Origin of the sequence: Hyphomicrobium sp. B1 (assembly GCF_049532635.1) — a bacterium.
Lineage (GTDB): Bacteria > Pseudomonadota > Alphaproteobacteria > Rhizobiales > Hyphomicrobiaceae > Hyphomicrobium_B.
Map to the genome: position 1 here is coordinate 1407368 of NZ_CP134871.1, position 12386 is coordinate 1419753.

Consider the following 12386-nt stretch of genomic DNA (forward strand, 5'->3'; position numbering starts at 1 on the left):
GCTGATTGACGTTAATATAAGAAAATCTTATTCTGCCGGGCCATGGCTACGCGCTCGAACAGACTGCCCTTTGATCTTCACGCTCTTGAAGCATTTCTGGGCGTTTGCGATGCCCGCTCGATGGCGCTTGCCGCAAAGAAGCTTTCGCTGACGCAGCCGGCCGTATCTCAGGCGGTCGCCGACCTTGAAGCGCGCATGGGCGTGAAGCTCTTCGACCGCAGCGTCCGGCCCTTAGCGCTGACGCCGGCCGGTGAGATCATGCGACAGCGGGCGTCGGCGCTGGTGTCGGAAGCACGTCAGCTCGCAACCGTTATTCGCCACACGGCGAAGGGCCGGCTGGCCCTCATTCGCGCCGGCCTCGTGGATAGTCTGTCGCGGGCGCTGACCGGCCCGATCGCCTCGTTTCTGGTCAACCACGCGGATCAGGTCTCGGTGCAGTCCGGCCTGACCGCCACGCATGCCGGTGCGCTGCTGACACGCAATCTCGACCTTTTCATTGGCGTGGATGACATGAGCGACATCGAGGGCTTCGATCGTCACGAACTCGTGACCGAGCCGTATATATTGGTGCTGCCGGCGCGGCATAAAATCCCGCGGACGGTCACAGATCTGGCGGCGCTCGCCGGCAAGCTCCCCTTTATTCGTTATAGCGCTCGGTCCAAGACCGGCATCGACATCGAGCGCTATCTCCGCCGTCTCAATATTGATTTTCCGCAGGGGCTGGAATTCGATACGCCCTTCGGCGTGAGCGATATGGTAGCCCGCGGCAAGGGCTTCGCGATTTCGACGCCGATCTGCATCGCCGAAGCGGCCCTTGAAAATCGCGATATTCGAGCTGCCGCCCTGCCGGGCCCCCAGCTTAAGAGAACGTTAACGCTGGTCAGTCGCCGGCTGGAGCTCGGCACCTTGCCGCGCGATCTGACAAAGGCCTGTAAATCGTCGCTTGAAACATCGACGCTGTCGGCTCTGCGACGCTCGCTGCCGTGGCTTTCCAGTGAGCTTCTGACATAACGCTGTTGCGCTGCAACGTCAGCCGACCGCCCATGCCGCAGCGCAATTGCGCCAAGCTCAAGGCTGCATCTCAGACCTTACGTCGCGTTGGCGGCCATCGTGACTCGGGATACCTAGAAACGCATATTTGAATCGAGATTGGATCATAGTTGAACGATGACGCTGCAGGCGATCATCATCCGAGCAGACGGTGCTCTCGCTGAAACGGAAGACGTCCGCAGGAGGGCATTTGCACAGGTCTTTTCCGAGGCCGGATTTGATTGGTCGTGCGATCGTGAAGGGTTCGCGCTGACCGCAAAACTCGGCAGTGGTGAGGCCCGCATGGCTCATTACGTGCGCGCTTTCCTCCGCGGAAAGCCTGAGACCGAGGATTTCACCCTCCTCATTCAGGCGATGCATCGGCGCGCCTCCAAGGTCTTCGGAGAAATGCTGTCGTCGATGGTCGTCGAGCCGCGCCCAGGCATCCGTGATCTGATCATTGCTGCGCGCAGCGACGGTCTGCGCCTGGTTCTCGTCTCTCTTCTCGAGCCTCGCGATACCGAGCGGCTATTGAAGACTTTGTTCGGTGATCGTGGCCGACAGCTGTTCGACGTTGTTGTCTCAGGGGACAAGAGCGGCAAGGGCGAATGCGCCCGGCTTTACGCCGAGGTCCGCTCCAGTCTCGGCTGCGATCCCAAGCACAGTCTCGTGATCGAGGGCGGTCGTCGCGGCGCTCAGGCTGCAAAGGCCTCGGACTTTCCGGTCATCACGACGCGAAGCGCGTTTTGCCGTGAGAGCCCGGCCTTCAGCGAGGACTCGGTTCTCATTGACAATCTGACGAGCCTGCTGACAGGGCGTGATCGCGGCCCTCACGATCCGCTGACATCTGAAGATCGGGCAAACCTTCTCGAGGCTATATACCGATTGCATGCAAGCAATTGCAGCGGTCTCACAGGATTGGATTGGAGCGACGAGATGAAGGTCTCGGACATTCTGAAAGCGAAGGGCTCGGCGATCAAGACGATCGAGGCAAATGCCACGATGCGCGCGCTCGCCCACAGTTTCAGGAAAGAGCAAGTCGGTGCGATGTTGGTGCTCGACGACAAGGGCGGGTTGCAGGGCATTATCTCGGAGCGAGATCTCGCCCGAGGCATTGATGAGTTCGGCGTCGACCTGCCGCAAATGCGGGTTGCGAATTTGATGACCCGTTCGGTCGTGACCTGCGCCCCTGAAGATCGCGTTGCGGCTGTTGCCAATGTGATGACGCAGCGGCGCATTCGCCATTTGCCTGTCGTGGTCGACGGCAAGGTTGTCGGCCTGATCAGTATTGGCGACGTGCTGAAACATCGCCTGGACGAAGTACAACTCGAAGCCAGCGTGCTGAGAGATGTTGCGCGATCGCGCCGCTAATCGACGTTCGAACTTGGCAATTCGTCCGATATCAGCTTGCCGCAAGCTCGGCGTGGCAAGCATCCCGATATGGTCGCTTCCAGCTATCTTGACGCTATAAAGCAGTTCGAAGGCTACACCGCCGAAGCGCGGTGGGACTACGCGCAGAATTCGAACGGATACGGCACCCGTGCACGCTTTGCCGGCGAAGTCATCGACAAGGCCGAAGCCGATCGCCGCTTCTCATCTGAAGTTCAAAAGGCGGCCGAATTCGTCGACAAGTTTGCGCCCAATCTCGATGAGGGCAGCAAGGCTGCTCTGACATCGCTGACATACAACGCCGGAACAGCTTGGTCGAAGAGCGGACTCGGAGAAGCGGTCGCGAGCGGCGATCTCGACAAAGCTCGCTCTCTTTTCCTGCAATACAACAAGGCGGGCGGTAACGTCGTCGATGGACTGGTACAGCGGCGCCTGCAGGAAGTCGCGTGGTTTGGTCAGGGAAATCCGGCGTCGCAAGGCCCGAGCGCTGGCATTGCCGCCATGGCAGCGGCCGCGAGCGCTTCGGCGATTGCAAGTTCATCAGCCGCCGTCCCATCGTCGGGATCAGTGACGGCAAGCAACCCCTCGCGGTCCATCTTGCGCATGGCTTCTACCGATGTCAGCGTACCGCAGCTGTCGCCCATCGGTAGCGATCAGGTGATGCTATCGCTTCTGTCCCACATGGCCGATCCGCCGTCCAGCCGCAATCACGATGATAACGACAAGCGGTCGGACAATTCGGACCGCAAATTTGTCGAGCCCGAACTCCAGTTGCGCACGGGCTGAGACCTTGAAGGCTGAAGCGGCTACCGCACCAAGCCGGCCGCAAGCAGAATTGCCACGGCGAGACCGGCGACGCCTGCCAATCCGATCCGAATAAGAACGGTGCCATTTGTGCCTGTCTCGGGCTTACTCCGCCGCCCCTTGCGACCGGCGGTCTCTTCAGTTTCGATTTGCGCGCGCACAGCCGCGGAAAAGAACGCGCTTTGCATCGCCATTCGCAATTCAGGCGAAGCCGCAGCCAGTAGCATCTGCTGATTGGTCGCATCGGTCGGGAGGAGGCGTTGCTCGGTCGGCACGTCCGGCCTGAATACGGCGTCAGCTTCGGCATATTGCGCCGCGACCCGGCTCGCTCCCGTTGCCATATCGCCAGCAGGCTGCTGTGTCGGCGCCTGCGTTCGGAACCCGTCCGCTGAGGTCGCCAGCCGGGCGTCGAGCTGCTCGTCGAGTAATGTCAGCAGGACTGAAGAAACCGCCTTCTCGTTATGCGAAATTGGCACGGGAGTAGCGGTCGGCTGCTTGTCCGTTGGCTGCTGTCCGGATTTGTCGCGATTTTGAAGCAGCTGCCTCTCTGCCTGCAGAAGGACTTCGTTCGCGACCAAGCGGCCGATATTTTCAGTTGAACTTACCATTCTCGCCGCGCTCCGAGGTCAGAACGTTGTTTGGCCGGCAGCGAACAAAACTTTAGCGCGATGCGGAGTGCTGCCGTTGCCCGCCCTGGAGAACCTGAGAAAGATACGTATAGACGTCATCGACAGGATCTTCGTCGAGAGATTGTTTCATTGCATCGTAAACGCGCGGCACGATTTCCATGGCTTTGTCGAGGGTCAAATCGCTACCCGCCTTATAGCCGCCGATCGCGCGAAGATCTCTGGTGTCTTCGTAGCGCGAAATCACTTCGATCAATTGCGTCACAAATTGCGTCTGGTTCTTTGTCCTGATCTTCGGCGCGAGGCGCGAAAGTGAGGCGAGCGGATCGAGCGCGGGCAGCCTGCCCTGGCTCGCGATGCTGCGATCGAGGACGATGTGCCCGTCTAGGATGCCGCGCGTCGCGTCGGCGATCGGATCGTTATGGTCATCGCCGTCCACGAGAACGGACAAAATGGCTGTGATCGTTCCGGCGCCGGCTTCGCCCGGTCCGGCCCGTTCGAGTAACCTCGGCAGATTGCTGAAGACGCTCGGCGGGTAACCGCGCGCAACGGGCGGCTCATCGGCGGCCAGCGCCAGTTCACGCATGGCATGCGCGTATCGTGTCAGCGAGTCGATGATGAGCAGCACGGTCTTGCCGCGGTCGCGGTAGTATTCGGCGATGCACATGGCGGCGCTGGGCGCGAGGCGACGCATCATCGGGCTTTCGTCGGACGTCGCGACGACTGAGACCACCTGTGAGCGCGTCGTGCCGAGCGTATCGTCAAGAAAATCGCGGACTTCGCGGCTTCGTTCGCCGACGAGCGCTAGGACTGTGACGTCGCTCGAAGGTGCGCGGCTCAACATCGCAAGCAGTGTCGACTTGCCGACGCCAGAGCCTGCAAAGATGCCGATGCGCTGCCCGGCGCAGATGGGCGTGAAAAGGTCGATGGCTTTGACGCCCGTCGTCAGCGGCGTTCCTAACCTATTCCGACGCAACGGCGATGGTGGCGAACCTTGAACCGCATAAGCACGCTCCCCGCGAACGAGCGGACCGGCGTCATCGATGGGCTCGCCCAACGCATTGACCGTGCGGCCAAGCCAGGATTCATCCGGTGACAGCGACAGCTGCCCGGACATCGTCGTAACGCGCGCGCCGAGTTCGATTCGATGGTCGGCGATAAACGGCGTGACGTTGATTGTCTGGCTTTCGATCGTCGCAACTTCGGCGAGGATTGTGCCGCCGATGCCGGAAATCGATACGCAATCCCCGAGCGACACGAATTTCGAAAGGCCCGCAACGACGAGATACGTCGTGCTGATACGAACCACGCGGCCGGAAACGCGATGCGCAGGCGACCGCGCGGCAGCGGTTGCCATCAGAAGGTCCAAGCGATCGAATGCCGTTGCAGCGCTCGCGCTCACCGATGATGCTCCTGGCGCTTCATCACGAGCCCGCAATCGTCTTCAGGGCATCCGTCAGCGACGTTTCGGTATCGCTCAGCATGGTGCTGACACCCTGGAAATTCCGCTGCAGGGTGATGAGGTGCGTCATCTCGAGAATAGGATTGACGTTTGATTTCTCGACGTAGCCTTGCAACACGCCGTTATGCAGGAAATCGAGTTCAGCAACCGGCTGGATATCGGAAGTAACGGCGACACCTTCGGCGCGCGTCAGCCGGGCGCCCGGCGGCATCGTATAAAGGCCAAGCGCCCCAAGATTGTTGCCCGCCTGCTCAATCGTGCCGGCCTTGTTGATCGTCGGCGGCGGGTCATCAGGGTTGAGCTGAACCGGAACACCACCCGCATCGAGGACTGGATAGCCCTCAAGTGTTGTCAAAACGCCTTCCTTATTCATCTGCATACGGCCGTCGCGCGTATAGACAACTCCGCTCGGTGTCTGGATGGCAAGCCACGAGTCGCCACGGATGGCGACGTCAAGGGGATTGCCGGTCTGCGTGATTTCGCCTGTCTTGGTCGATATGTGATTTTCGCCTTTCGAGACGAAGCTCACAGAGTCCTTGCCTGGCTGCGAGACAAGCTCCTCGAAAGAGACCTCTTCGCCGCGATAGCCGACGGTATTCACGTTGGCGACATTATTTGCCAGCGTGTCGAGGCGCCGCTGCAGCGACAACTGGGCAGAAAGAGCGACGTAGATATTGGATTGCATGCCGTGAATCGATTCTGTCAGGACCAGCTTTGGGGAAAGGCTAGCCTCAAGAACTTGTGGCGGGCTGACTCAAAGGACGTGCGCGCCCCGATACGGAGGGACAAGTCCCACGCAAGCCAAAGCGCCCCTTATGGCTACGGTTAGAATCCGCTCCGGGAAGCTCACGTGACCATTATCGTCGGCCTGTTTATCACTCTCGCCTGTATGCTAGGCGGCTTCGCGGCCATGGGCGGCCACGTGCTGGTCATCTGGCAGCCCTGGGAATACGTCATCATCATGGGTGCGGCGCTAGGCACGTTCGTGGTCGCCAATCCGATGAAAGTCATCAAGGATGCCGGGAAGGCGACGATTGAGGCCTTCAAGAGCAGCACGCCGACCAAAGACGAGAACATTGAGGTTCTCGCCCTGCTCTTCTTCATGATGCGCGAGCTGCGCGATAAATCGCGCGCCGAAATGGAAATGATTATCGATGCGCCGAACGAGTCTGAAGTTTTCAAACGTGCGCCGACGGTGCTTGCCAACGAAGAATTGACGACTTTCATCTGCGATTATTTTCGTCTCATCATCATGGGCAACGCGCGTACGCACGAAATCGAAGCCCTGATGGATGAAGAGATCGAGACGGTACGTCACGACAAGATGAAGGCCTATCACGCGCTCGTCGCAGTCGGCGATGGCTTGCCGGCGCTCGGCATCGTCGCGGCCGTCCTGGGTGTCGTGAAGGCGATGGGCGCAATCGACCAGTCTCCGGAAATTCTCGGACACCTCATTGCGTCCGCTCTGGTCGGCACGTTCGCCGGTATCTTCTTTTCGTATGCGGTCGTCGGACCGCTGGCGACGAAGGTGAAGATCATTCGCGATAAGAAGTTGCGGTCTTACGTCATCGTCAAGCAGTCGCTCCTAGCGTTCATGAACGGAGCCATGCCCCAGGTCGCGATCGAGCACGGCCGTAAGGCGATCTCCGCGTACGAGCGTCCGACGATCAACGAGGTCGAGGCCGCGACGATGGGCGGTGGTGCAACTTCAGGCCAGGACAGAAAGGCGGCGTAATGAACACGCGACTGCTCCGCACTCTGATCGGCCGGTCGCCTGTCTGCGTCGAAACGCAAATTTGGGGCGGCCATCATGTCGGATGACGCGCTATTGGAAGCGACGCTATCGCTGCGGGAATCTGAAAAATCACTGGAACGGGCGCTTTCGGCCGGCCAAAACCGGCCGGATCGTCTTCCCGGCCTGCAAATGATTTTTGGCCAGTTGCCGCGCATCATGGCTGAGGAAGTCGGCAGTCTTTCGCACATTCCGTTGCGCGTTCGCCTCATCGAGCTTTTTGCTTCGACGATCGATGATACGTGTACGCTTCCCGCTGGTGCATTCGCGGGCGTGGTTCGAGCCGAAAGATGGCGGAGTTGGCTATATTTCATCGCCGATCCGGCCATCAGCCTACTTTTCGTCGAGGCCGCGACGGGCAGCGAAAGCATCCCGCGCACCGGCCTCCCGAAGCGCAAGCCGACGCGCACCGACGCCAACGTTTTGCGCGTTCTGTTTCGTCGCGTCTCGCGGGCGTTGACGAACGCCTTTTCCATTCTTGCCGACGTCGATTTCGATGTCGGCGACATCGTCGAAAAGATAGAGTTCGAACCCAACCTCGGCCCGTCATCGCCAGTGATCGCGGCGCGGCTTGCGCTGGATTATGACGGCCACGAAGGTCAGGTGACGGTCGTCATCCCGCAGGCCGCACTCGAAACTATTCGCGATTTGCTCGTGACGGCTGTCCCCGGAGAAGTCGCCAGCCCGGCGTCGAGCCGACCGGACACGGACGACGATCCAGTGTGGTCGAGGCAACTTGCCGAAGAGATCGCCCGCGCCTTCATTGGGCTCAATGGCGTGCTCGAAGAGCGCACGATCGCGATCGGAGAAGTCGAAAAGTTCAAAGTCGGCTCCGTCATCGAGCTTCAACTCTCATCCATGTCTCGCGTCCGCCTCGACGCCGACGAAAGTCCGCTGTTCTGGTGCGAGCTTGGCAAGCGCGATAACGGCTTGATCCTCCGCGTCGATCAAGAATTCGATCATGAAAGAGAGGCGGTTGATGAATTCTATGGCCTCTGATCCGTCGACCCCTCAAGGCTCCGGCATGTTTCAACTCATAAAATCAGCTCCGGAAGTGCTAGCGCAAGGAAATCATCTGCCATGATGTCGAGTGATATCGACCAATCGGACAATGCACCCGACGGGGTAGAAGCCGCCTTCGAGCAGCCGATGTCCGGTGCTGCCGAATTCGGTGTCGGGCAAATCGCCGGTATCGCCGAGCCCGCGCAGGCGGAGGCAGATCCATCGACAGCGTCGGATTTTGGCAATAACAGCGCCATGATCATGGGCCTGCCGGTCATGATGAAGGTGGTGCTCGGTTCGGCGAAAATGCCGGTGGCGACCCTTGCGAAGCTCACAAAAGGATCCGTCGTCAAACTCGACAAGATGGTCGGCGACCCCGTCGATATTCTGGTCAATGGCCGGCTGATCGCGCGCGGCGAGGTGGTCGTTTTGAACGAAGGAACATCGCGGTTCGGCGTGGTGCTGACGCAGGTCGGCGCGATTCCAGGCGTAGCGAAATAATAGTATCTGATGCTCGATGCGAGACCCGTCATCAATGCAAACCGGAAACTCGCGAGCCCTGTCGGGACCTGAAAAGGTCGGCGTTCTTCTTCTTGCACTCGGCAAGCAGCGCGCCAGTGGTCTGCTGAAGAAGTTCAATCCCGAAGAGCTGAATATTCTCGTCCGCTCGGCTGAAATCATGCCGACCATCACCGCTGCCGAACTCGAAGGCATCGTTGAGGAATTCGAGAACCAGTTCGGGCAAGGTGCACCGTTTCTCGGACGCGCCGAGGATGTCCGACGCCTGGTCACGGATGTCATCTCCGAAAACAGGTCGTCCGGTGATGCAAGCGACCAGTTCATCGCACGACAAGACGTCTGGGCTCAGCTGGCGGCGCTCCCCGATGACATCATCGTTGGACACTTCCAGAATCAATCTCCGCAAGTTGCCGCCTACTATCTCGATCGCCTCGGCAGCGAACGCGCGTCTGCGCTTTTGAAATCGTTCCCCGTCGGCAAGCGCAATGACTTGCTGAACCGCATCCTGGGCATGGGCCAGATCTCGCCGCAAGTCGTCGAGGCGCTGGAGAGCGGCTTGCATGACGAGCTGTTCGACGTCGATCGCCGCTCGTCGGACAAATACGTCTCGCTGGCCGGTATCCTCAACAATATGGATAAAGAGGAGTCGATCCAAGCGCTTGAATATCTGGCAAGCGTCAAGCCCAAGGACGCGGAAGCCATCCGCAAGATGCTCTTCAAGTTCGAAGATCTGCTGCGGCTTCCTGCACGCGCGCTCACAGTTCTTATGGACGGCATTCCAGTCGAGCGGACGGTCCTTGCGCTACAGGGGACCGACGCAGAGCTGCAGACCAAAGTTCTCTCCGCCCTGGCGCCGCGCGCGCGCCGTATGGCGGAAGCGGAATTGCAAAGCCCGGCAAACGTTCCTCCCCGCGATATCGTCGACGCGCGCCGGACGATTGTCGATTCGGTTCTGCGTCTCGCCGGCGATGGTTTGATCGATATCTCCGGAGCGGCCGCCTAGATCGGCCAATGAGGGAACGAGCCCGTGGCCGAAGAACAGGATAAAGACAGTCGTACAGAAGAAGCGACTGACAAACGGCTGAACGATGCGCGCGGCGACGGCAACGTTCCCATGTCGCGGGAAGCCACGAACTTTACCTACTTGCTTGGTGCGCTTCTCGTCATCGCCGTGCTCGGCCAGACGTTCATTATTCACTTCACTGATCTGTTGCGCGGGTTGCTTGCTAATGCCGGCTCGATTCGCATCGAGAACGGGGGCGATCTCGGTTTGCTTTTCGACGTCGTCGGAAAAACAGCCGCGACGATCACCGCTCCGATCATTTTGACATTCACGGCGGCAGGCGTGATCGCGTCCGTGGCTCAGAATACGCCGGCACTAATATTTAAGCGCGTGATGCCGGACATTTCCCGATTGTCCCCGGCAAAAGGCTTCAAGCGCCTGTTTAGCGCCTCCGGTTTTGTCGAGTTTCTGAAGCTCTCGCTGCGATTGTCCGTCGTCACGATCATAACCAGCGCCATCCTGATGTATCTGTGGCATGACTTCACGAATTCGATCTGGCACGATCCGGCGGCTATATTGGAATTATCGCAACAGAGCATCGTTATCCTCCTGATCGCTCTTGCGCTGATGTCGTTTGCGCTTCTGATCTTCGATTATCCCGTCGCTCAAATTCTTTGGCGGCGATCCCTGCGAATGGCGCCGCAACAGGTCAAAGACGAGCGCAAACAGGCGGAGGGTGATCCACATATCAAGGCAAAACGCCTGTCCATCGCTCGTTCACGCCTGCGACAGCGAATGATGTCGTCCGTCCCGCGCGCAACTCTTGTCATCGCGAATCCAACGCATTTCGCCGTCGCGCTTCGTTACGTGCGTTCAGAAGGCGGTGCGCCGCGAGTCGTTGCGAAGGGACAAGATCTTATTGCCTTGTCAATTCGTCGGATCGCTGAAGAAAATGACATTCCAGTCATAGAAGACAAGGCTCTCGCAAGGTCCCTGTATGCAAAAGTGGAAGTGGATCAAATGATCCCCGTCGAATTCTACAAAGCGGTTGCACAAATTCTTCTTCGCCTCCAGGCCAGGAAGAATGGAGCGGGCACCATTCGCGCCTAAGGGAAAAGCAGTCGATGATTCCAATACGCATCGATCATTCGCAGGTTCGTGAGAAGATTCTCGGAGACAGCATTCGGAGCGTGGCGACCGATCTCCGATTGATCGACCTGCCGGATCTCGTCAGTTATTTGAAGACTGGGCAGATCGCGAGCGTGGGTTCGCTCGTTCAATCGTCGATCGAGTTATCGTTCAAGCCTGAAACGCTGAGCTTCGGCCACGCTGGCGACGTCTATCTGGAATGGGGCGTCCTGCCGCGCGTCTGTCTCGATATGGAATTCCACCATCAGTCCGTTCACGTCTATTTTCGCCTGATGCTGGAGGCCAAAGAGGCCGCTGTCGAAATTACTTACATATCGTTTGAAGGTGATACCGTCGGCCCGAGCCAAAATACAATCAGGCTTCATGAGGCTTTGGGCGAAGCTCGTCTCAATTGACGTTCGCATTTTGGCACGTCGCACGTTTCGAGCTCTGTCCAGTCTTACGCAAGCGAGCGCGTGCACAAAGATAACGAGCTATCCAGGATTTGATCATGCAGCCGATGCAACTCTTCAATCTCGCATTCCGTCAGAACGAGTGGCTTGCGCAGCGCCAATCGGTCATTTCATCGAACATCGCCAATGCCAATACGCCCGGCTACAAAGCCAAGGACGTCGAAAGCTTCGATGCCGCAATGCGCACCTCCGTGCCGATGGCCGCAACGAGCCCGCAGCATTTCTCCTCGCCCGAATTCGACGCCATCAGCAATCAGGACAACGGCGACGGTCAGGCGGAGGTTCTGGTTTCCGGCAATGACGTCAATATGGAACAGGAGTTCCTGAAATCTAACGACGTCATGCGCAGCTACTCGCTCAACACCCAGATCATGAAAACATTCGATCGCATGCTGCAATCGGTGACGAAAGGCTAAACGATGAATGATCCGCTCATAGCCGCAACGAGAGCCGCGTCGAACGGTCTCTTCGCGCAATCGACGCGCATGCGTGTCGTGTCGGAGAACATCGCCAACGCCGACTCGACCGGCAAGACGGCTGGCGCCGATCCCTATCAGCGCAAGACTGTTAACTTCGAATCGGTCGCCGACGAAGCGAGCGGTACCGACCTCGTACAGGTGGAAGATGTTTCGCGCGATCAGGCTCCGTTCCGTACCGAATATATGCCCGGCCATCCCGCAGCCGACGCCAAGGGCTACGTAAAGATGCCCAACGTCGACATGATGACCGAGCTCGCCGACATGCGCGAAGCCTCGCGCTCCTATACCGCCAACACTCAAGTCATCAAGCAGGTTCGCGAAATCGTCTCGATGACCATTGATCTTCTGAGGTCCTAATGAGCCTGAACGTTGCAATGCTGTCGCCCGATATCAGCCGCGTTACGGGCTCGAAGCCAATAGCAGGAACGACGCCGACAACGGCGACTCAGGCTGTTCCCGAAAACGACTTTGCCCAGACCATGGCGTCGATGGCCGCTGATGCGATTTCGACCGTCAAGACGGGTGAGACGACCGCGATTGCGGGCATGCAGGGCAAGGCACCGCTGCAGCAAGTGGTGCAAGCCGTAATGCAGGCAGACCAGGCGCTTCGGACCGTCGTTGCAGTTCGCGACAAGGTCGTTGCGGCATACCAAGAAATCAGCCGGATGCAGATCTGAGGG

At 58.9% G+C, this 12386-nt stretch carries 15 protein-coding genes; 12 read left to right on the forward strand and 3 right to left on the reverse strand.

What is annotated here, in order from left to right:
- The first annotated feature begins 42 nt into the window (after positions 1 to 42).
- The 3 genes from RLW55_RS06830 to RLW55_RS06840 all read left to right on the forward strand — a co-directional run bounded on the left by RLW55_RS06830 (position 43) and on the right by RLW55_RS06840 (position 3204).
- The gene (locus RLW55_RS06830; protein WP_414464153.1) at positions 43 to 1011 is read left to right on the forward strand and encodes a LysR family transcriptional regulator; all 969 of its coding nucleotides are present in this window, start codon (positions 43 to 45) and stop codon (positions 1009 to 1011) included.
- Positions 1012 to 1167: 156 nt separating this feature from the next.
- Positions 1168 to 2400, forward strand: a complete 1233-nt coding sequence (locus RLW55_RS06835) for a CBS domain-containing protein (RefSeq protein ID WP_423415963.1) — start codon at positions 1168 to 1170, stop codon at positions 2398 to 2400.
- Positions 2401 to 2436: 36 nt separating this feature from the next.
- Positions 2437 to 3204 carry a lysozyme gene (locus RLW55_RS06840; RefSeq protein WP_423415964.1) on the forward strand — a complete coding sequence of 256 codons (768 nt, stop codon included), beginning with the start codon at positions 2437 to 2439 and terminating at the stop codon, positions 3202 to 3204.
- Between the two features lie 20 nt (positions 3205 to 3224).
- Here RLW55_RS06840 and RLW55_RS06845 read toward each other — a convergent pair whose 3' ends face one another.
- The 3 genes from RLW55_RS06845 to flgF form a co-directional block, all read right to left on the reverse strand.
- A complete protein-coding gene (locus RLW55_RS06845; RefSeq protein ID WP_423415965.1) occupies positions 3225 to 3830 on the reverse strand; it encodes a hypothetical protein in 606 nt (201 codons plus the stop codon).
- A 52-nt stretch (positions 3831 to 3882) separates the two neighbouring features.
- Positions 3883 to 5205 carry a FliI/YscN family ATPase gene (locus RLW55_RS06850; protein ID WP_423416387.1) on the reverse strand — a complete coding sequence of 441 codons (1323 nt, stop codon included), beginning with the start codon at positions 5203 to 5205 and terminating at the stop codon, positions 3883 to 3885.
- A gap of 67 nt (positions 5206 to 5272) precedes the next feature.
- Positions 5273 to 5995, reverse strand: coding sequence for a flagellar basal-body rod protein FlgF (gene flgF / locus RLW55_RS06855; protein ID WP_414464150.1), 723 nt, complete (start codon positions 5993 to 5995; stop codon positions 5273 to 5275).
- A 165-nt stretch (positions 5996 to 6160) separates the two neighbouring features.
- Here flgF and motA point away from each other — a divergent pair, with 165 nt between their 5' ends.
- From motA to RLW55_RS06900, 9 genes are all read left to right on the forward strand, one after another.
- Positions 6161 to 7045 (forward strand): flagellar motor stator protein MotA, encoded by an 885-nt coding sequence (gene motA / locus RLW55_RS06860; RefSeq protein ID WP_409561344.1) that lies wholly within the window; start codon positions 6161 to 6163, stop codon positions 7043 to 7045.
- A 75-nt stretch (positions 7046 to 7120) separates the two neighbouring features.
- Positions 7121 to 8101: a FliM/FliN family flagellar motor switch protein gene (locus RLW55_RS06865; RefSeq protein WP_423415966.1), complete on the forward strand. Its 981-nt coding sequence runs from the start codon at positions 7121 to 7123 to the stop codon at positions 8099 to 8101.
- Between the two features lie 81 nt (positions 8102 to 8182).
- Complete coding sequence (gene fliN, locus RLW55_RS06870) at positions 8183 to 8605, forward strand: flagellar motor switch protein FliN (protein ID WP_409561342.1); 423 nt, start codon at positions 8183 to 8185, stop codon at positions 8603 to 8605.
- Positions 8606 to 8639: 34 nt separating this feature from the next.
- On the forward strand, positions 8640 to 9626 hold the full coding sequence (locus RLW55_RS06875) for a FliG C-terminal domain-containing protein (protein ID WP_423415967.1): 987 nt from the start codon (positions 8640 to 8642) through the stop codon (positions 9624 to 9626).
- A 24-nt stretch (positions 9627 to 9650) separates the two neighbouring features.
- Positions 9651 to 10736, forward strand: a complete 1086-nt coding sequence (locus RLW55_RS06880) for an EscU/YscU/HrcU family type III secretion system export apparatus switch protein (protein WP_409561340.1) — start codon at positions 9651 to 9653, stop codon at positions 10734 to 10736.
- A 14-nt stretch (positions 10737 to 10750) separates the two neighbouring features.
- Positions 10751 to 11170: a hypothetical protein gene (locus RLW55_RS06885; RefSeq protein WP_013949945.1), complete on the forward strand. Its 420-nt coding sequence runs from the start codon at positions 10751 to 10753 to the stop codon at positions 11168 to 11170.
- A gap of 95 nt (positions 11171 to 11265) precedes the next feature.
- Entirely contained in the window at positions 11266 to 11643 is a 378-nt protein-coding gene (locus tag RLW55_RS06890) for a flagellar basal body protein (protein WP_409561339.1), read from the forward strand.
- A gap of 3 nt (positions 11644 to 11646) precedes the next feature.
- Positions 11647 to 12063, forward strand: coding sequence for a flagellar basal body rod protein FlgC (gene flgC, locus RLW55_RS06895; protein WP_013949943.1), 417 nt, complete (start codon positions 11647 to 11649; stop codon positions 12061 to 12063).
- On the forward strand, positions 12063 to 12383 hold the full coding sequence (locus RLW55_RS06900) for a flagellar hook-basal body complex protein FliE (protein ID WP_414464145.1): 321 nt from the start codon (positions 12063 to 12065) through the stop codon (positions 12381 to 12383). Before flgC ends, RLW55_RS06900 begins: the two co-directional genes overlap by 1 nt.
- Positions 12384 to 12386 lie beyond the last annotated feature (3 nt).